Source organism: Streptomyces sp. NBC_00212 (genome assembly GCF_045206365.1).
Taxonomy (GTDB): Bacteria; Actinomycetota; Actinomycetes; order Streptomycetales; family Streptomycetaceae; genus Streptomyces.
Window position 1 is genome coordinate 6,786,813 of record NZ_CP108115.1, and the last position, 18,360, is coordinate 6,805,172.

General features: G+C 71.1%; 17 protein-coding genes. 14 read left to right on the top strand and 3 right to left on the bottom strand.

The genetic code is table 11. From position 1 onward, the window contains the following. Positions 1-23: 23 nt before the first annotated feature. On the top strand, positions 24-1,217 hold the full coding sequence (locus tag OHA17_RS30940) for an acyl-CoA dehydrogenase family protein (protein ID WP_406509253.1): 1,194 nt from the start codon (positions 24-26) through the stop codon (positions 1,215-1,217). An 84-nt stretch (positions 1,218-1,301) separates the two neighbouring features. Here the strand turns inward: OHA17_RS30940 and OHA17_RS30945 are convergent, their stop codons facing one another. Beyond that, positions 1,302-1,739: a cell division protein SepF gene (locus OHA17_RS30945; protein ID WP_406509254.1), complete on the bottom strand. Its 438-nt coding sequence runs from the start codon at positions 1,737-1,739 to the stop codon at positions 1,302-1,304. Positions 1,740-2,222: 483 nt separating this feature from the next. Continuing rightward, positions 2,223-3,188 (bottom strand): ABC transporter substrate-binding protein, encoded by a 966-nt coding sequence (locus OHA17_RS30950; protein ID WP_406509255.1) that lies wholly within the window; start codon positions 3,186-3,188, stop codon positions 2,223-2,225. 441 nt (positions 3,189-3,629) lie between these two features. Here OHA17_RS30950 and OHA17_RS30955 point away from each other — a divergent pair, with 441 nt between their 5' ends. From OHA17_RS30955 to OHA17_RS31000, 10 genes are all read left to right on the top strand, one after another. Then, a complete protein-coding gene (locus tag OHA17_RS30955; protein WP_406509256.1) occupies positions 3,630-4,484 on the top strand; it encodes an amino acid ABC transporter permease in 855 nt (284 codons plus the stop codon). Then, entirely contained in the window at positions 4,481-6,253 is a 1,773-nt protein-coding gene (locus OHA17_RS30960) for an FAD/NAD(P)-binding protein (RefSeq protein ID WP_406509257.1), read from the top strand. Before OHA17_RS30955 ends, OHA17_RS30960 begins: the two co-directional genes overlap by 4 nt. Positions 6,254-6,288: 35 nt before the next feature. Next, a complete protein-coding gene (locus OHA17_RS30965; protein WP_406509258.1) occupies positions 6,289-7,173 on the top strand; it encodes an amino acid ABC transporter permease in 885 nt (294 codons plus the stop codon). Between the two features lie 8 nt (positions 7,174-7,181). After that, positions 7,182-7,934, top strand: a complete 753-nt coding sequence (locus OHA17_RS30970; protein ID WP_406510858.1) for an amino acid ABC transporter ATP-binding protein — start codon at positions 7,182-7,184, stop codon at positions 7,932-7,934. Continuing rightward, positions 7,934-8,941 (top strand): ABC transporter substrate-binding protein, encoded by a 1,008-nt coding sequence (locus OHA17_RS30975; protein WP_406509259.1) that lies wholly within the window; start codon positions 7,934-7,936, stop codon positions 8,939-8,941. The genes OHA17_RS30970 and OHA17_RS30975 overlap by 1 nt, the downstream gene beginning before the upstream one ends. Positions 8,942-9,050: 109 nt before the next feature. Further along, positions 9,051-10,073 carry an LLM class flavin-dependent oxidoreductase gene (locus OHA17_RS30980; RefSeq protein ID WP_406509260.1) on the top strand — a complete coding sequence of 341 codons (1,023 nt, stop codon included), beginning with the start codon at positions 9,051-9,053 and terminating at the stop codon, positions 10,071-10,073. Continuing rightward, positions 10,060-11,400 (top strand): NtaA/DmoA family FMN-dependent monooxygenase, encoded by a 1,341-nt coding sequence (locus tag OHA17_RS30985; protein ID WP_406509261.1) that lies wholly within the window; start codon positions 10,060-10,062, stop codon positions 11,398-11,400. Before OHA17_RS30980 ends, OHA17_RS30985 begins: the two co-directional genes overlap by 14 nt. Positions 11,401-11,404: 4 nt before the next feature. Continuing rightward, complete coding sequence (locus OHA17_RS30990; RefSeq protein WP_406509262.1) at positions 11,405-12,202, top strand: DUF1684 domain-containing protein; 798 nt, start codon at positions 11,405-11,407, stop codon at positions 12,200-12,202. 192 nt (positions 12,203-12,394) lie between these two features. Then, entirely contained in the window at positions 12,395-13,300 is a 906-nt protein-coding gene (locus tag OHA17_RS30995) for a S1 family peptidase (RefSeq protein WP_406509263.1), read from the top strand. Between the two features lie 166 nt (positions 13,301-13,466). Beyond that, positions 13,467-13,946 carry a hypothetical protein gene (locus OHA17_RS31000; protein WP_053723397.1) on the top strand — a complete coding sequence of 160 codons (480 nt, stop codon included), beginning with the start codon at positions 13,467-13,469 and terminating at the stop codon, positions 13,944-13,946. Positions 13,947-13,967: 21 nt separating this feature from the next. Here the strand turns inward: OHA17_RS31000 and OHA17_RS31005 are convergent, their stop codons facing one another. Continuing rightward, positions 13,968-14,864, bottom strand: coding sequence for a DUF4231 domain-containing protein (locus OHA17_RS31005; RefSeq protein ID WP_406509264.1), 897 nt, complete (start codon positions 14,862-14,864; stop codon positions 13,968-13,970). A 207-nt stretch (positions 14,865-15,071) separates the two neighbouring features. On the opposite strand from OHA17_RS31005, the gene OHA17_RS31010 reads away from it, so the two are divergent. The 3 genes from OHA17_RS31010 to OHA17_RS31020 all read left to right on the top strand — a co-directional run bounded on the left by OHA17_RS31010 (position 15,072) and on the right by OHA17_RS31020 (position 18,360). Continuing rightward, positions 15,072-15,257: a hypothetical protein gene (locus tag OHA17_RS31010; protein ID WP_406509265.1), complete on the top strand. Its 186-nt coding sequence runs from the start codon at positions 15,072-15,074 to the stop codon at positions 15,255-15,257. A 138-nt stretch (positions 15,258-15,395) separates the two neighbouring features. After that, on the top strand, positions 15,396-17,594 hold the full coding sequence (fxsBH, locus tag OHA17_RS31015) for a radical SAM/SPASM protein FxsBH, inactivated beta-hydroxylase extension form (protein WP_406509266.1): 2,199 nt from the start codon (positions 15,396-15,398) through the stop codon (positions 17,592-17,594). Beyond that, positions 17,575-18,360 (top strand): aminoglycoside N(3)-acetyltransferase, encoded by a 786-nt coding sequence (locus tag OHA17_RS31020; RefSeq protein ID WP_406509267.1) that lies wholly within the window; start codon positions 17,575-17,577, stop codon positions 18,358-18,360. The genes fxsBH and OHA17_RS31020 overlap by 20 nt, the downstream gene beginning before the upstream one ends.

The window sequence follows — 18,360 nt, forward strand, 5'->3', positions numbered from 1 at the left end:
GCGAGAGCCGCGGAGGCGCCCTCATGTCCGCTCCTTCCTCCACGCTGCCCCCCTTCGACCCGGCCGACCCGCTCGGCATCGACGACCTGCTGAGCCCCGAGGACCTCGCGATCCGCGACACCGTCCGCGCCTGGGCCGCCGACCGGGTCCTGCCGCACATCGCCGAGTGGTACGAGAACGGCGAGCTGCCCGGCATCCGTGAACTGGCCCGCGCGCTCGGCTCGATCGGCGCGCTCGGCATGTCCCTGACCGACTACGGCTGCGCGGGCGCCACCGCCGTCCAGTACGGGCTGGCCTGCCTGGAGCTGGAGGCCGCCGACTCCGGCATCCGCTCGCTCGTCTCCGTACAGGGCTCGCTCGCCATGTACGCGATCTGGCGGTTCGGCTCCGAGGGGCAGAAGCGGCGCTGGCTGCCCGGGATGGCGGCGGGCGAGATCATCGGCTGCTTCGGCCTCACCGAGCCCGACCACGGCTCCGACCCGGCCGGGATGCGCACGTACGCGAAGAGGGACGGCACCGACTGGGTGCTGAACGGCCGCAAGATGTGGATCACCAACGGTTCGGTGGCCGGGGTCGCGGTGGTCTGGGCCCAGACCGACGACGGCATCCGCGGCTTCGTGGTCCCCACCGACAGCCCCGGCTTCTCGGCCCCCGAGATCAAGCACAAGTGGTCGCTGCGGGCCAGCGTCACCAGCGAGCTGGTCATGGACGAGGTGCGGCTGCCCGCCGACGCCGTACTCCCCGACGTGACCGGCCTCAAGGGCCCGCTCAGCTGCCTCTCGCACGCGCGGTACGGAATCGTGTGGGGCGCGATGGGCGCGGCCCGCGCCTCCTTCGAAGCGGCCGTCGACTACGCCAAGACCCGCGAACAGTTCGGAAAGCCCATCGGTGGCTTCCAGTTGACCCAGGCCAAGCTCGCCGACATGGCCCTCGAACTGCACAAGGGGATCCTGCTCGCCCACCATCTGGGCCGCCGCATGGACGCGGGGCGGCTCCGGCCGGAACAGGTCAGCTTCGGCAAGCTCAACAACGTGCGGGAGGCGATCGAGATCTGCCGCACCTCGCGCACCATCCTCGGTGCCAACGGGATCTCCCTGGAGTACCCGGTGATGCGGCACGCCACCAACCTGGAATCGGTGCTGACCTACGAGGGCACCGTCGAGATGCACCAGCTGGTGCTGGGCAAGGCGCTCACCGGACTCGACGCGTTCCGGTAACCCCGGCGAGCGCCCTGCCCCAGCTCTGATCGCCGTGTCTTCCCGGGGGTGCCCCCGGACCCCCGGCCGGTGGGCATCTTCGACTCAGCTCTGGTTGAAGAAGCCACCGGTCCGACGGCCGGCGGGCTCGCCGTTGACGATCTGGGTGTCGGCGGGGGTCAGCAGGAAGACCCTCGTCGCCACGCGCTCGATGGAGCCGCGCAGACCGAAGGTGAGCCCGGCCGCGAAGTCGACGACGCGCTTGGCGTCACCGGCGTCCATGGACGTCAGGTTCACGATGACCGGGACGCCCGCGCGGAACAGTTCCCCGATGCCCCGCGCGTCCCGGAAGCCGTCCGGTGTGACGGTGGCGATCCGGCGGCCCTGGTCCTCGGCCGTCTCGGAGGCCACCCGCACCCGCGGGTCGGTCACCCAGGCCTCGCCGGACTCGGCGGCACCTTCGGTGTACTCGTCGTCGTAGTAGCGGTCGTCGTTGTCCTCGACAAGCCCCAGCCAGGCACTGGCCTTGCGCACCGATCCCATGGACGCCTCCTCTCACTGCGGTCTTCTTCTTGCTGCTTCTTCAGTCTCGTGTCCCTATGGTCGTCCATGATGCGGATACCGCGCCAAGTGGATAGTCGCCGTGCAGGTGATTCGTGACGGTACTGGCACAGATCATGTGGCGATTCGTCAGGAATCCTCTGGGATACGCCCGGTACGTGAAGTCCGGCGTAACAAAATTATGTATGTCCCTCCACATGAGTGACACAGGGCTCGTACGGGTGAACGGATCAATCGATACGATGCCTGCCGCACTGAAGAACGAGGCGTTGGGCGGGGTGCCCAACGTCACTCGGGGGAGAGCCGCGTTCGGAATCGACGGGCCCTGTTCGCCTCGGTTCTGACGGAGGCTCAGGCCGAGCGGAGCACCGACTGGCGGGGCACCGCGGGGCCGCCCATGTCACAGCCCCGCGTCTCTTGAGGGCACGGCGGCGCAGCGGCGCTCAAGATGCGTGCCCGGCATGGCTACTTGTGTTCCGGCGGTGAGATCTCGGACCGCTCTATGCCCGACCCCGTCGTGCCCCACTTCGCCAGGATCCTGTCGTACGTCCCGTCCTTCTTCAGCTCGTTCACCGCAGCCTGGAAGGCGGGGGCCAGGGGGGTGCCCTTCTTGAAGGCGAAGCCCACGTCCAGGCGGTGGAACTCGTTGAGGAACTTCAGGCCCTCCTGTTGGCCCACCGCGTACCGCAGGCCGTTGATCGTCGACATGACGACATCGCTGCGGCCCTGCTGGAGCGAGATCCACAGCGCGCCCTGGTCGCTGTAGGTCTGCACCTCGTACGGCTTCTTGCCGGCGGCCCCGCACTTGGCCCTGTTCTTCTCCAGGGTCGCCTCGAACGTGGTGCCCGCGCCGGTCGCCACGTTCAGCCCGCAGAGCTGGGCGAGGTCGGTGACGTCGGTGAGCTTGCTGTCCTTGCGGACGGCGAAGCCCTGGCCGTCGTTGATGTAGGTGACGAAGTCGATGGTTTTGCGGCGCTCGTCGGTGACGCCGAAGTTGCCCGTGCCCAGGTCGTACTTGCCGCTGTCGAGCGCGGGCAGGATCACCTCGAACGAGGCCACCTCGCGCTTCAGCTTCAGGCCGAGCACCTTGGCGACGGCGTCCGCGAAGTCGACGTCCTGCCCGGCCACCGTCTTCCCGTCCTCCAAGTAGGTGGCCCCCGGCGGGGTCCCGACGCTGGTGGCGATGGTGAGGGTGCCCGCCTTGCGGACGCTCTCGGGCAGCAGCGCGGCCGCGGCCTCGTCCTTGTGGACGGCCGACACCACGTCGGCGGTGGGGATCTTCCCCCGCTGCCCGGCGGGCGCGGCGTTGCCGGCCGCCCCCACGTCGGCCGGGTCCCCTGACCCGCAGGCGGTGAGGCCGAGTGCCGCGGCGGTGATCAGGGCGAACGCGGCGTAGTTGCGCGATCTGGTCAGGCTTGGGGACCTGCTCATGACGGGGTGCGCTCCAGGGATTTCGGGCAGGCGGAAGTGCCGACGGGGGCACTGAGGTACGGCGAGGGGAGGGGTGCGCGAGTGATCAGTGAGGTGAAGGCGCGGGGACGCGGCGCGACGGCGCGCGCGGGACGCGGAAGAACAGGCCGTGCAGGGGGTCAGCTCAACAGGAAGAGGACCACACTCGACCGAAGTCGATGTGGGAGCGCGTGACCAGCCACTGCTGCGGATGCATGGCCCAAGTGGAACAGGCATCCGTTTCCGCGTCAACCACGCTGAGACGTAACGCCCACAGTGCGGACAAGCTTGACAACCTCCAGCATGCAGCGCATAGCCTCAGGAACGGAACCCGTGCTGAGGGGCTCGGTTCCGCACCACCTCGCGCCATGTGTTCGTGAAGGCCAATCCCGTGTTCGATCTCTGCATCCACGGAGCCTTCGCATGTCCCTCGCCCTGTCCAAAAGCCCGTCCATAGCTCCCGAGGACGGCACTCCCGAAACCCTGCGCATCGTTCCCCTGCGCCGAACAGGCCAGCGGATCACGGCAGTTGTCGTCGTCGTGCTGCTCGGTCTCGCGCTCGACTCCGTCGTGCGCAACGAGGCCTTCCAGTGGGGTGTGGTCGCCGACTACTTCGCTACCACCGCCGTACTGCGCGGGCTCTGGCTCACCCTGTGGCTCACCGCCGCCGTCATGGCGCTCGGCTTCGCGCTCGGCACGCTGCTCGCGGTCATGCGGCTGTCCGCCAACCCTGTGCTGAGAGCGGTGAGTTGGGGCTACGTCTGGCTGTTCCGGTCGACGCCGATCCTGGTGCAGCTGCTCTTCTGGTTCAACATCGGGGCGCTCTACCCGCAGATCCTCGGCGTGCGCACGGTCGACCTCATGGGCCCGGTGACCGTCGCCGTCGTCGGGCTCACCCTGCACGAGGCCGCGTACGCCGCCGAAGTCGTGCGCGGCGGCATCCTCTCCGTCGAGCGCGCCCAGATCGAGGCCGCCCAGTCACTGGGCCTCGGACCCTGGCGCCGACTGCGCCGCATCGTCCTGCCCCAGGCCATGCGCTCCATCGTGCCGCCTGCCGGGAACATGCTGATCGGCACCCTCAAGGGCACCTCGATCGTCTCCATCATCGCTGTCAACGACCTGCTGTACTCCGTGCAGTTGGTCTACCACCGCACCTACCAGGTGGTCCCGCTGCTCCTGGTCGCCACCATCTGGTACGTCGTGGTGACCTCGCTCCTGTCCATCGGCCAGTACTACGTCGAGCGGTTCTACGCGCGCGGCTCGGCGGGTGCCCGGTGAGCGCGTCCATCGTGGTGGTAGGAGCCGGTCCGCGGGGGACCGGCTTCCTGGAGCGGCTCGCCGCCAACATCCCTTCCCTGTACGGAGACCGGGCCCTCGACGTCCACCTGGTGGACCCGCATCCCGCGGGCGGCGGACGGATCTGGCGGGCCGACCAGTCGCCGCTCCTTTGGATGAACTCCATGGCCGAGGACGTCACCATGTTCACCGACGACACCGTCCAGCAGGACGGCCCGGTGCGCCCGGGGCCCACCCTCGCCGAATGGTCCGGCCTGGACGCCCGCACCTTCCCCAGCCGGCGGGCGCAGGGCGCGTACCTGCGCTGGGTGTACGAGGACGCCGTGGCCGCGCTGCCGGCCACCGTCACCGTGCACGAGCACCGCACCCGCGCCACGCGGGTCAGCGGGCCGCGCGAGGGGCGGCAGCGGGTGTGGCTCGAAGGCCGCACCGAGCCCCTCGTCGCCGACCTGGTGGTGCTCACCCTCGGCCACCTGGACGCCGAACTCGACGAAGAGCAAAGGGAGTTGGCCGACTTCGCCGACCGGCACGGACTGGTGCACCTGCCGCCCGCCTTCACCGCCGACAGCGACCTGTCGGCCCTGCGCCCCGGCCAACCCGTCATCGTCCGCGGCTTCGGACTCGCCTTCGTCGACCTCATGGCCCTGCTCACCGAAGGCCGCGGCGGCCGCTACGACGCGGACGGCGTCTACCACCCCTCCGGCCGGGAACCCGTCCTCCACGTCGGATCCCGGCGCGGGGTGCCCTACCACTCCAAGATCGGCTACACCTGGACCGGCGAACGTCCGCCGCTGCCCCGCTTCTTCGGCCCCGCCGAGGTCGACGAACTCCTGAGCCGCCCGCACCGGCCCGACTTCCGGCGCGACCTCTGGCCCCTGATCGACAAGGAACTGGGCTTCGCCCACTACCACCGGCTTTTCACCGCCCACCCCGAGCGCACCGCCGTCGACTGGCCCGACTTCGAGGAGAAGTACGCCGCCGCCGACCCCGGCAGTCCCGAACTCCAGGCCCTCGTCGCCGCCTCCGTCCCCGACCCCGCCGACCGCCTCGACCTCGAAGCCCTGGACCACCCGCTCGACGGGCTCCGCTTCACCTCGTACGAGAGCCTCCAGGACGGCCTTCGTTCCTACATCCGGGCTGATCTGACTCGGCGTCATGATGCTGGTCACAGCGAGGACTTGGCAGTTTTTCTCGGGTTGTTGTCGGTCTACGGGCAGCTGTTGCGCGTCGGGGACGTGGGTTCCTGGTGGCACGGGTTCTTCAGCTTCCTCGCCTCCGGGCCGCCCGGGCCCCGGCTCCGGCAGTTGCTCGCGCTGTCGGACGCGGGCATCGTGCGCTTCCTCGGCGCGGGCGTCACCGTCGAGGCCGACGAGGCCAAGGGCGTCTTCCGGGCGGGCAGCGCCAGCGTGCCCGGGCAGTGGATCGAGGCGGCGGCCCTCGTCGAGGCCCGGCTGCCCGAGCCCAGCGCGGAACGCCCCGGCAGCCCGCTGCTGCGCGCGCTGTACGAGGAGGGTGCGGGCGCCGCCGACACCGGCCTGCTCCACGTGGACCCCGCCGACGGGCGCGTCACCGGACGCGACGGCCGGGCCCACCCGCGCCGGTTCGCGCTCGGCCCGTTCACCGTCGCGCGCGCGTCGGGGGCGTTCACCAGGCCACGCACCGGAGGCGCGGCCTTCGGACAGAACGACGCCACGGCCCGCGCCGCGCTGACCTTCCTGCGCGACCTCGCGTGTCGTCGCCTCAGCGCCTGACCGCCGCCCCCGTACCCCCTTCCCGAAGGACGCCCATGTCGCTCACCAGCGATCCACCCCTCGACACGGCCGCGCCCGCACTGCGGCCCGACTACGCCTCGCTCGAAGTGGTGCCCGTGCGCCGGCCCTGGCGCTGGGCCGCGGTCGCCGTCACCGCCGTGCTCGTCGCCCAGTTCGGGCACGGGCTGCTCACCAACCCGGCCTGGGAGTGGGACGTCTTCGCCCGCTTCTTCACCACCGAGACCATCCTCAAGGCCGTCTGGATCACCCTCCAACTCACCTTCTACGGGACGGCACTCGGCTTCGCGCTCGGCATCGTCCTCGCCTTCATGCGCCTGTCGGGCAGCCCGTTCCTGAAGGCGGTGGCCTTCGGCTACATCTGGGCGTTCCGCTCGATCCCGCTGATCGTGCAGCTGTTGTTCTGGTTCAACCTGGCCTATCTGTACAAGGAGTTGTCGTTCGGCATCCCCTTCGGTCCTGGCCTGTTCACCTTCGACACGGTGGGGCTCGTCGGCGCGATGAGCGCGGCCGTCCTCGGGCTCGCCCTGCACCAGGCGGCGTACGCGGCCGAGATCGTGCGCGGCGGTGTACTGGCCGTCGACGGCGGCCAGTTGGAGGCGGCGGCCGCCCTCGGCATCCCGCGGCTGCGGCAGATCCGGCGGATCGTGCTGCCGCAGGCGATGCGCTCGATCCTGCCGAACGCCGCCAACGAGATCATCTCGCTCTTCAAGGGCACCTCGATCGTCTCCGTCATGGCGATCGGCGAACTCTTCTACCAGGTCCAGGTCATCTACGGCCGCAACGGCAGGGTCGTACCGCTCCTCATGGTCGCCACCGTCTGGTACGTGCTCCTCACCACCGTGCTCTCCGTCCTCCAGCACTACGTCGAACGCCACTACGCGAAGGGGGCCGTGCGATGAGCACCTCCATGGTCGAAGTCCGGTCCGTGCACAAGAGCTTCGGCCCACTCGAAGTCCTGCGGGGCATCGACCTGGACGTCCGGGCCGGCGAGGTCGCCGTCGTCCTCGGACCGTCCGGCTCGGGCAAGTCGACGCTCCTTCGCACCATCAACCATCTGGAGAAGGTGGACAGCGGCTGGATCACCGTCGACGGCACGCTCGTCGGCTACCGCCGGTCCGGAAGCAAGCTGTACGAGCTGCGCGAGCGCGACGTCCTCAAGCAGCGCACCCAGATCGGCTTCGTCTTCCAGAACTTCAACCTCTTCCCGCACCTCACCGTCCTCGACAACATCGTCGAGGCGCCGGTCGCGGCCCTGAAGCGGCCCCGGAAGGACGCGGTGGCCGCGGCTGAGAAGCTGCTCGCCCGGGTGGGGCTCGCCGACAAGGCGGACGCGTATCCCAAGCAGCTCTCCGGCGGACAGCAGCAGCGCGTCGCCATCGCCCGCGCGCTCGCCCTCGAACCGAAGCTGCTGCTCTTCGACGAGCCGACCTCCGCGCTCGACCCCGAGCTGGTGGGCGAAGTCCTCGACGTCATCAAGGACTTGGCGGCCTCCGGCACCACGATGATCGTCGTCACGCACGAGATCGGCTTCGCCCGTGAGGTCGCGGACACCGTCGTGTTCATGGACGGCGGGGCGATCGTCGAGCAGGGCCCGCCCGCCGAAGTGCTCGACGCCCCCCGGCACGAGCGCACCCGCGCCTTCCTCTCGAAGGTCCTGTGATGTCCCTTCCCAGCAGTTTCAGGAGTACGTACGTGTTCTCGCGCCGCACCCTCGCCGCCGCACTCGCCACGCTGGCCGCCGCCGGGCTCCTCACCGCCTGCGGCACGGGCGACGCCGCGACCGACGAGGTCGCACCCAGGGGCGGCAAGGGCACCGGCATCAACCTCGGCCCCGACCAGTACCGCATCAGGGAGCAGAAGGTCGACGCGATAGCCGCCGAGCTCCCGGCGGGCGTACGCGACCGGGGCACCCTCAGCGTGGGCGTGGCCACCGGGTCGGTGCCGCCGCTCAGCTTCTACGCGACCGACGACAAGACGCCCATCGGCGTGGAGCTCGACATCGCCACGCTGGTCGCCGACACCCTCGGTGTGAAGCCGCAGTTCCAGCCCGTCTCCTGGGAGAACCTCTTCGTCGGGCTCGACAGCGGCAAGTTCGACGGGGTGTTCTCTAACGTCACCGTCACCGAGGAGCGCAAGGACAAGTACGACTTCGCGACCTACCGCAAGGACCAGCTCGCCTTCGAGGCGAAGAAGGGTTCCGGTTGGAAGGTCGGCGGGCCGCAGGACGTGGCGGGCAGGACCGTCGCGGTGTCCTCAGGGACCAACCAGGAGAAGATCCTTCTCGACTGGAGCGAGCAGAACGTGAAGGCCGGGCGCAAGCCCGTGTCCATCAAGTACTTCCAGACGGCGACGGACTACTACCTCGCCCTCCAGTCCGGGCGCATCGACGCCTACCTCGGGCCCAACCCGTCGGCCGCGTACCACGTGGCGTCGGCGGGCCAGACCGAGATCGTCGGCACGTACTCCGGTGGCGGCGCGGGGCTCCAGGGGGAGATCGCCGCGACGACGAAGAAGGGGAGCGGGCTCGTGGCCGCCTATGCGGCGGCTCTGGACCACGTGATCCAGGACGGGTCCTACGCGAAGGTGCTGGCGAGGTGGGGGCTCTCCGCCGAGGCGGTGCCGCGGTCCGAGATCAACCCGCGGGGGTTGCCCAGGGTCGCGAAGTGACCCGGGTCTGGGGGCGCCGCCCTCAGACCCCTGCTCCTCGAACTCCCCCGAGGACTTCGTCCAGGGGGACCCCCAGGGGCTGACCTGCATCCTCCAGAAAGGTTCACCCATGTCCGCACCACTGGTCCGCGGCCCCGTGCACCTCGCCGTCTCCCTCGACGGGGCCGGGCACTACGACGCCGGGCACTTCGTCCGGCTCGCGCGCCTCGCCGAGCAGGGCACGCTCGACTTCGTCACGCTCGGGGACTCCTTCGCCCGGGCCGGGCTCGACGCGCTCGCCGTGCTGTCCCGGGTCGCGCCCGCCACCGAGCGGATCGGGCTCGTCCCGGTCGTGAACACCACCCACACCGAGCCGTTCCACGTGTCCTCGGCCGTGGCCACCCTCGACTGGGTGAGCCGGGGCCGGGCCGGGTGGAGTCCCGAGGTGTCCACCTCCGAGGCCGAGGCGCGGCTCTTCGGGCGGCGGCCGGCGGCCAGAAGAGCCGAGGTGTGGCACGAGGCGCGCGAAGTCGCCGATGTGGCGGCCAAGTTGTGGGACTCCTGGGAGGACGACGCCGAGATACGCGACGAGCCGACCGGGCGGTTCATCGACCGCGACAAGCTGCACTACGTCGATTTCGAGGGGCGTGGATTCTCGGTGCGCGGACCGGCCATCGTGCCCCGGCCGCCCCAGGGGCACCCCGTCACCGTGGTCGACGCGACCGCCGCCGAGCCGAGGGCCGCAGCCGTCCGGCACGCCGACGTCGCGCTCGTACGCACCCAGGATCCGCTCGCCGCCCGCACCGCCCGCGGGGAGTTGCGGGACCGGGCCCGCGCGCACGGCCGGGACCCCGAGCGGCTGCGGGTGCTCAGCTCGATCCCGGTGGCGCTTGCCACCACCGCCGACGCCGTGGAGCTGGCCGGCCTCATCGGCGACTGGCACGAGGAGGGCGCCGTCGACGGCTTCCACCTGCGCCTCGCCGACCCCGAGCGCGACCTCGCGCTCGTCGTGAAGGCCACCGTCCCGGTCCTCCAGCACCGCTGTCTGCTGCGGCGCTTCTATCCGGGCGCCACCCTCCGCGAACACCTGGGCCTGGCACGGCCCGTCAACCAGTACGCCACCGCAGGGGGAGGCCGCCATGAGCGCAGCTAAGAAGCAGATCCATCTCGCCGCCCATTTCCCCGGCGTCAACAACACCACCGTCTGGGCCGACCCGCGCTCCAAGTCGCAGATCGACTTCTCCTCGTTCGAGCACCTCGCCCGGACCGCCGAACGCGGCAGGTTCGACTTCTTCTTCCTGGCCGAAGGGCTCCGGCTGCGCGAGCACAAGGGCCGCATCCACGACCTCGACGTGGTCGGGCGGCCCGAGTCGATCACCCTGCTCAACGCGCTGGCCGCCGTCACCGACTGGCTCGGGCTCGCCGCCACCGTGAACGCGACCTTCAACGAGCCGTACGAGATCGCCCGCCGCTTCGCCTCGCTCGACCACCTCAGCGGCGGCCGGGCCGCCTGGAACGTGGTCACCTCGCCCGACGCCTTCACCGGCGAGAACTTCCGCCGCGGCGGCTTCCTCGACCGGGCGGACCTCCCTCAAGGTCTCGACTCCGCTCGACCAGGGGGGACCCCCATCACCCGCGCCGCCGAATTCGTCGCCACGGCACGGGAGTTGTGGGACTCCTGGGGGCCGGACGGGGCGCCGCGGCCCTTCGCCCACCACGGGCAGCACTTCTCCATCGAGGGGAAGTTCGGCGTGCCGCGCTCCCCGCAGGGGCACCCCGTCGTCATCCAGGCCGGCGACTCCGGCGAGGGGCGCGAGTTCGCGGCCTCGGCCGCCGACGTCATCTTCACCCGGCACGGCACCCTGGAGGCGGGCCGCGCCTTCTACGCCGATGTGAAGGGGCGCCTCGCCCAGTACGGCAGGGAGCCCGACGACCTCAAGATCATGCCCGGGGTCACCTTCGTGCTCGGCGACACCGCGGCCGAGGCCCAGGAGAAGGCCGCCGAGATCCGCCACCAGCAGGTCTCGCCGCAGAACGCCATCCTCGCCCTCGAACAGATCTGGGGCCGCGACCTGTCCGCCTACGATCCCGACGGGCCGCTGCCCGCCGTCGACCCCGACCCGGACTCCGCGCTCGTCCAGGGCCGGGTGAAGATCACCAACGCCTTGGAGATCGCCGCCAAGTGGCGTGCCCTGTCCGAGGCCAAGGGGCTCTCCATCCGGCAGACCGTCATCGAGACCACCGGCCGCCAGTCCTTCATCGGCACCCCGGACACGGTCGCCGCCGAGCTCGACGCGTTCGTGCAGGGCGGCGCCGCCGACGGCTTCATCCTCGTACCCCATCTCACCCCCGGCGGCCTGGACGACTTCGTCGACCAGGTGGTGCCACGGCTCCAGGAACGCGGCGCGTTCCGCACGGAATACACCGGGTCCACGCTGCGCTCGCACCTCGGACTGCGCACCCCGGTATGGAAAGGTTGATCGCATGACCACGCAAGCACCGCAGGACCCCCGGTCCGACCACGCCCTCGACTGGAAGACGTGGCACGAGCACCGCATCGCGTCGGTCTCCGCGCCCTACGGACCGCTCGCCCTGACCGGCACCCACTGGCTCGCGGACGGCGTGCCCGAGGAGCTCGGCCGGTGGCGGGAGGACGGGGACGAGGTGGTGCTCAGTGCCGACGAGAGGTACCAACTGCGGCTGGACGGAGCTCTGTTGACGGGGGAGGCGCGGCTCGGCGCCGACGTCGGGCCGGCCGCCGGGTCCCGGCTCGCGCAGGGCGACCGCAGGCTCGTGGTCCTGCGCCGCGAGGGGCTCTGGGCGGTACGGGTGTGGGACCCCGAGTCCCCGGCGCGGCAGGCCTTCGCGGGCATCGACGCCACCCCGTACGAGGAGCGCTTCCGGCTGCCCGGCACCTTCCGCCCGTACCAGGGGCGGCAGGTGAAGGTGGCGAACGCCGACGGGGTCGAGCGCGGGCTCGAACTCGCGGGGGAGATCGCCTTCACGCTCGGCGGGCAGGAGCACACCCTTCAGGTCTCGGTCGAGGCCGACGGTTCGCTGTGGGCCGTGTTCGCCGACGGGACCAGCGGGAAGTCCACCTTCCGGTTCCGCTTCCTGCGGCCCGAAGCGCCCGGCGAGGACGGCACGGTGACCGTCGACTTCAACCGGGCGCAGCTGCCGCCCTGCGCCTTCGCCGATCACTTCATCTGCCCCTTCCCGCCCCCGGGCAACACCCTCCCCATCGACATCCCGGCGGGGGAGCGGAACATCCGCACCAGCTGACCCCGGCGCGCGCCTCCTCGCGGAGCCCGGCCTGAAGGCGCTCTTGCGCGCCCCGGCCGGGCCCCCGAATACTCCTCCGCAGCGCTTGTCAGGAGCACGGCTTGCGCCTTATTGGGCTGCCGTGGTCCTTGGCTGCGCCTCACGGGGTCCCCCCTTGCACGGGCCCCTCGATTCCCCTCGGGAGGAACAGAAGTGAGGATCAAGCGCACCACCCCCACACCCCCCACCGGTCTCGCGAGACGCACCAGGCTGGCCGCCGTCGCCACCGGCCTGCTCGCCGCGGTGGCCATAGCCGTCCCCAACGCCAGCGCCACCCCGGCCCATACGTTCGGCGTCGCCGCCCTGACCGCCGCGAGCGACGCCGTGCGCGGAGCGGACGTCGCCGGAACCGCCTGGAGCGTGGACAGCGCGACCGGCAAGGTCGTCGTCACCGCCGACTCGACCGTCTCGGCGGCCGGCCTGGCGAAGATCAAGCGCGAGGCCGGGGCCAACGCGGGCGCCCTGCGCATCGAGCGGACCCCCGGCCGGTTCACCAAGCTGCTGTCCGGCGGCGACGCCATCTACACCACCAGCTGGCGCTGCTCACTGGGCTTCAACGTCAAGAAGGGCTCCACCTACTACTTCCTGACGGCCGGTCACTGCACCCAGGGCAAGCCGAACTACTACACCAACTCGTCGCACTCGACGAGCATCGGGCCGACCGTGGGCACCAGCTTCCCGGGCAACGACTACGGTCTCGTGCAGTACACCAACACCTCCCTCGCGCACCCGAGCGCCGTGGGCAGCCAGCACATCTCCAGCGCCGCCAACCCGACGGTCGGCCAGACGGTCACCCGGCGCGGTTCGACCACCGGCGTGCACAGCGGCAAGGTCACCGCGCTCAACCAGACGGTCAACTACGGCAGCGGCGACATCGTCTCCGGCCTCATCAGGACCACCGTGTGCGCCGAGCCCGGCGACTCCGGCGGCCCCCTCTACGCCGGCTCCACCGCCCTCGGCCTCACGTCGGGCGGCAGCGGCGACTGCGCCTCCGGCGGAACGACCTTCTTCCAGCCGGTGGTCGAAGCGATGAACGCCTATGGCGTGAGCCTCTTCTGACGATGCGTCACTGAACGTCGGCCGACCGCAGGCCAAGGCCCCCGCCCGGGCGAACCGGGCGGGGGTTTCCGGCTGGACGCGATGCGCTGTTTTGAGAGGATGTGCAAGGGCACGACGTAGAACAGGTCCGTCAGTGACCGGCGCCGGACACACGGGGTGAGACGCATTGAAGCGCATCGGAGTGACCGGTCACCGCGACATCCCGCCCGACGCCTTCGAGGAGATCCGCGACCGGCTGCGCGCCCTGCTCGGCGGCCACGAGGGCTCCCTGGAGGCGCTGTCCAGCCTGGCCACCGGCGCCGACCAGCTCTTCGCCGACATCGCCCTGGACTGCGGCGCCGCCCTCACCGTGGTGATCCCGAGCGGCGACTACGAGACGGGCTTCGCGGACGCGGCCGAACTGGCCCGCTACCGGGGCCTGAAGCGGCGCGCCAGCCAGGAGATCGCGCTCGGCTACCCGCACTCCACGGACGAGGCCTACTACGCGGCCGGGGCCTACATCGCGGACAACTGCGACCGGCTGGTCGCCGTCTGGGACGGCCTGCCGGCCCGCGGCCTCGGCGGCACCGGCGACATCGTGCAGTACGCCCGCAGCCTCGGCAGGCCCGTCACGGTCATCTGGCGGGACGGCAGCCGCAGGGCGTGACGCGGGCCGGGGCAACGGGGGTCAACTGCGCAGCCGGGCGAGCCAGTCCGTGTGCTGGGGCGAGACGATCCGCTCGGTCTCGTACACGGCCTGCGGCCACTGCCGCTCGGTCACCATGTTCTCCATCGCCACGTGCATCTCCATCAGGTCCTGCTCGACCAGCGCATGTGCCGAGATCAGGGGCTGGTGGCGGCGGATCTCGCTCCAGGCGAGACAGGCCGCGGCCGATGCTGACAGAACACCCGCCATGTTTACCTTCTCCACGACCGAGAAGGTTTGGAGAGTGGCGGAAAAAAGGGCGAGAAGGGTCAACAGTGTGATCGCCGTCGACCACAGCCTGGTCGCGCGCCGCGAGGTCTCCTGGCGGCGCCGGTACCAGTTGCGCTGCTCGATGAGCCGGTCGCGTACGTATGTCTCCTTGCGCACGTTGAACGACTTGCCCCGCAACTCCCGCATGCTCGCGGTCACAAGCCCTCCCGAAGCGAGCTCGCCGTCCTCGCGGGGGTCGCGCCAGCCGACCTTCTTCAGCTCCCGCAGGCCCTCCTCGACGCGGGTGACGAACAGCGCGTCCGGGTCGGGAGCACTGAGGTCGAAGGGGGCGCCGTGAACGGCGTAGCGCCAGCACATCGACTTGATGAACTCGGCGGCGGAACGGTTGAGCTGCCAGTGCGAGGCGGCGTGCCGACGGGCCGCCCCGAAGCTCGCGAGCAGCACTCCCGCGTAGGCGAGCGCACTCAGCGCGCCGAGTACCTGGAAGTCCTCGCCGACCCGGACCTGCGGCAGCGCCGCCGCGAGCGCGCCGACGACGAGGAGCGAGAGCTGGGTGCGGGTCAGCTTGACCGCCGACTGCTGCCGGCCGATCGCCAGCGCGTCCGCGTGGTGGAAGAGGCCCGGCAGATCCGCGTTCCGGAAGACCATGCTCTGCAATGGGCCGGGAATCGCCGTCACATGCACCCCCGTCTGCGGTTTTGCCTTCATTCTTTCGTAGGGATGGCAGGTGTGCGCTCTGTTTGCGTGCTCCATCCACTGGTTGGGATGAGAGTAAAGTCGTCCCGCCGGTACTGCAACGGTGCATGTGCCGGTGCCACTGTCCACGTGCGGTTATCACTCACCCCAGGGACGAACGTGAACCCCACCGTAAATTCAGCAAATTCAGCCTCATTCGCCGCCGCGAAGAAGGACCGGGTGCCGCTGGCCGAACTGGCCGCGAAGGCCGCGGACCGAACCTCCGAAAGGAGCCTCAGCAGGGTCCTGGCCCCCCGGGAAGGCAGCCGCCCGGTCACGGTGGCCACCTTCAACTCGGCGATCTGACACGGGAGTTGGTGGTCGGCCCTGCCGGGTGCGCCCGGTGGGGGCCATGGGGCAACAGGGCAGGGCGGGGGCTCCGGGGCATTCCCGGGGAACTCTCGGGCCGGGCGCCCGAATTCCCGCCCTCGCTAAACTGGTGGAATGACAGGACCGCTGGTCCCATTCCGCGAGATCGTGCTCAAGGTGCACAGCAGGTGCGACCTGGCCTGTGACCATTGTTATGTGTACGAAGCCGCAGACCAGAGCTGGCGGCAGCAGCCCAGAGCGGTCTCCGACGACGTCATAGAGCACACTGCCCGACGGCTGGCCGAGCACGCCGAAAAGCACCGCCTGAGTTCCGTTTCGGTGATTCTGCACGGCGGCGAACCGCTGCTCGCCGGGCCCGAGCGGCTGCGCCGGGTCTGCGAGGTGCTGACCGCCGCCGTCGCACCCGTCGCCGAGCTCGATCTGCGCATCCACACCAACGGTGTGCTGCTCAGCACGCGCCACCTCGACCTGTTCGGCGAGTTCGGCGTGAAGGTCGGCATCTCGCTCGACGGCGACCGCGCCGCCAACGACCGCCACCGGCGCTACGCCGACGGCCGCAGCAGCCATCCAGAGGTCCTGGCCGCCGTCGCACTGCTCCAACAGCCGTGCCACCGGCGGCTGTTCGCCGGGCTGCTCTGCACCGTCGACCTCGCCAACGACCCCGTCGCCGTGCACGACGCGCTCGTCGCCCTCGACCCGCCCCGCATCGACTACCTCCTGCCGCACGCGACCTGGGAGAGCCCGCCCGCGCGACCCGACGAGATCCCGGCGCCCTACGCCGATTGGCTGCTCGCCGTCTTCGACCGCTGGGACGAGCAGGGCCGGACCGTCCCGGTGCGCCTCTTCGACTCGGTGCTCTCCACCCTGCACGGCGGCCCCAGCCTCACCGAGTCCCTGGGCCTCGCCCCCACCGACATCGTCGTGGTGGAGACCGACGGCTCCCTCGAACAGGTCGACTCGCTCAAATCCGCCTACGAAGGCGCCGCCGCCACCGGATTCTCCGTGTTCCAGGACGACTTCGACGCGGTCGCCGCCCACCCGGGAGTGCGCGCCCGCCGGCGCGGCCTCGCCGGGGTCGGCGAACAGTGCCGCCGCTGCCCGGTCGTCCGCTCCTGCGGAGGCGGCCACTACACCCACCGCTACCGCGCGGACCGGGGCTTCGACAACCCGTCCGTGTACTGCCCCGACCTGATGGCCCTGGTGCGCGGCATCGAGGCCCGCACGCCGGTCCCCGAACTTCCCGATCCTCATCAACTCACCGATCGCGGGCTTGAGTTGAACCGGCTCCTGCTCGCCCGGCTGCACACCGGGCTCGACGGGCGGGGCGGCGCCGAGTGGGCCCGGATCTGGGAGCTCACCACCTCCGTCGACGGCCCGGGGCTCGACACCGTACTGGCCCACCCCTACGCCCGCAGCTGGCTCCTCGCCGCACTGGAGGCGCTCGACGCGGGGCGTCCCGAAGCGGTGGCGACGGCCCTGCGCCTGGCCGCGTACACGGCGGCCGCGGCCGTGCACGGCGGCGCCGACCTGACCGTCCCCGTCCGCTGGTGCGACGGCCGGCTCCACCTGCCGACCCTGGGCGAACTGCGCCTGCCCGCCGCCCGGGGCGTGGCCGAGGTCACCGTCGCGGGGCGCGGCCTGCGGATACGGCACGCCGACGGCGAGCGGCACATCGCCCGCCCTGCCGAACCGGCCCCGGGCTGGCGCCCGCCGAGCGGGACCGACGGTCTGGTCCTGGACGACCTCGACCCGTACCGCGACTGCTTCGGCAGCCCCGTACTGCCCCGGTCGGAGCCGCGCGAGGCGGGGGAGTGGGGCCGTCGGCTTGCCCGGGCCCGCGCGCGCCTCGCCGAGAGGGTTCCGCGGTTCGCCGGCGCGCTTGCCGCGATCACCACGCTCACCCCGCTCGCCCACGGAGCGGAGCCGGTGGTGGGGCGGCACGGCTTCGGCGCGCTCGGCCTTCCCGTCGGTCTCGTCGCTCTCGCGGACGAGCCGCTCGCCCTGGCCCTGCTGCGCGGGGCGCGCAGGGCGGCCCTGCGCGCCCTCCTCGACGTCGAGGACCTGTACGACATGGACGGGGCGTGGCAGCATCCGACGCCCTGGGGACCGCTCCCGGTCTCCCGGCTGCTCGCCGAGACGTACGAGGGGGTCGCGGTCGCCGCGTACGGCGGTGGTGCGCGAATCCTGGCGGAGCTCGGCCGGGCGCTGGAGGCTCTGGAGCGGGCGGCCGAACTCACCGTCACCGGAAAGCACTTGGTGCACACCGTGCGCCAGGAATGGGAAGAGGCATCGCGTGGGCGAGAACACCACTGAGGTTCCGGGGGAGCCCGGCCCGGCCGACCAACTGCGCGCCCTCGGCGTGGAAGAGGGCGGGGTCCTGCTCGTGCACGCCTCGCTGCGCGGCACCGGGCTCCGCGCCGAGACGCTCCTGGACGCGCTGCGTACGGTGCTCGGCCCCGAAGGGACACTGGTGGTCCCCGCGTTCACCCCCGAGAACTCCGACACGTCCCCGGCCCACCTGGCCCTCGTGCGCCACGCCCCCGACCCGGTCGCGTTCCGGGCCGCGATGCCGCCCTTCGACCCGGAACACACCCCGTCCCTGGGCACGGGACGCCTCGCCGAGCGGGTCAGGACCACCGGGGGAGCCGTCCGCAGCGACCACCCGCAGACCTCCTTCGCGGCGCTCGGCGCGCGGGCCGCCGAGCTCATGAAGGGCCATGCGCTCGACTGCCACTTCGGCGCCGAGTCCCCCCTGGGCAAACTCGTCGCAGCCGACGCACAGGTCCTGCTCGTGAATGTGGGCTTCGCGGTCTGTTCCGCCTTCCATCACGCCGAATACCTGGTGCCGGCCCACCCGACCCGCACCTACCGGGCGGTGATCAGGGACGAGCGGGGCGGCGCCACCTGGTTCGCGTACGAGGACGCCGTGCTCGACGACAGCGACTTCGCCCGCATCGGCGCCGACTTCCCCGCCGGACACCTGCGCGGCGGACCGCTCGGGCGGCGCGGCGCACGGCTCTTCCCGATCGGGGCGGCGGTCGAGCACGCGACCGCCTGGATGGCCGAGAAACGGCACTGA

Bases quoted from the DNA above. Each gene is read 5' to 3' on its own strand.
- OHA17_RS30945 (WP_406509254.1), bottom strand. From the start codon at position 1,739: ATGGGATCGGTGCGCAAGGCCAGTGCCTGGCTGGGGCTTGTCGAGGAC.
- OHA17_RS30990 (WP_406509262.1), top strand. From the start codon at position 11,405: ATGACCACGCAAGCACCGCAGGACCCCCGGTCCGACCACGCCCTCGAC.
- OHA17_RS30970 (WP_406510858.1), top strand. From the start codon at position 7,182: ATGGTCGAAGTCCGGTCCGTGCACAAGAGCTTCGGCCCACTCGAAGTC.
- OHA17_RS30955 (WP_406509256.1), top strand. From the start codon at position 3,630: ATGTCCCTCGCCCTGTCCAAAAGCCCGTCCATAGCTCCCGAGGACGGC.
- fxsBH (WP_406509266.1), top strand. From the start codon at position 15,396: ATGACAGGACCGCTGGTCCCATTCCGCGAGATCGTGCTCAAGGTGCAC.
- OHA17_RS30965 (WP_406509258.1), top strand. From the start codon at position 6,289: ATGTCGCTCACCAGCGATCCACCCCTCGACACGGCCGCGCCCGCACTG.
- OHA17_RS30985 (WP_406509261.1), top strand. From the start codon at position 10,060: ATGAGCGCAGCTAAGAAGCAGATCCATCTCGCCGCCCATTTCCCCGGC.
- OHA17_RS30975 (WP_406509259.1), top strand. From the start codon at position 7,934: ATGTCCCTTCCCAGCAGTTTCAGGAGTACGTACGTGTTCTCGCGCCGC.
- OHA17_RS30950 (WP_406509255.1), bottom strand. From the start codon at position 3,188: ATGAGCAGGTCCCCAAGCCTGACCAGATCGCGCAACTACGCCGCGTTC.
- OHA17_RS30980 (WP_406509260.1), top strand. From the start codon at position 9,051: ATGTCCGCACCACTGGTCCGCGGCCCCGTGCACCTCGCCGTCTCCCTC.
- OHA17_RS31005 (WP_406509264.1), bottom strand. From the start codon at position 14,864: ATGGTCTTCCGGAACGCGGATCTGCCGGGCCTCTTCCACCACGCGGAC.
- OHA17_RS30940 (WP_406509253.1), top strand. From the start codon at position 24: ATGTCCGCTCCTTCCTCCACGCTGCCCCCCTTCGACCCGGCCGACCCG.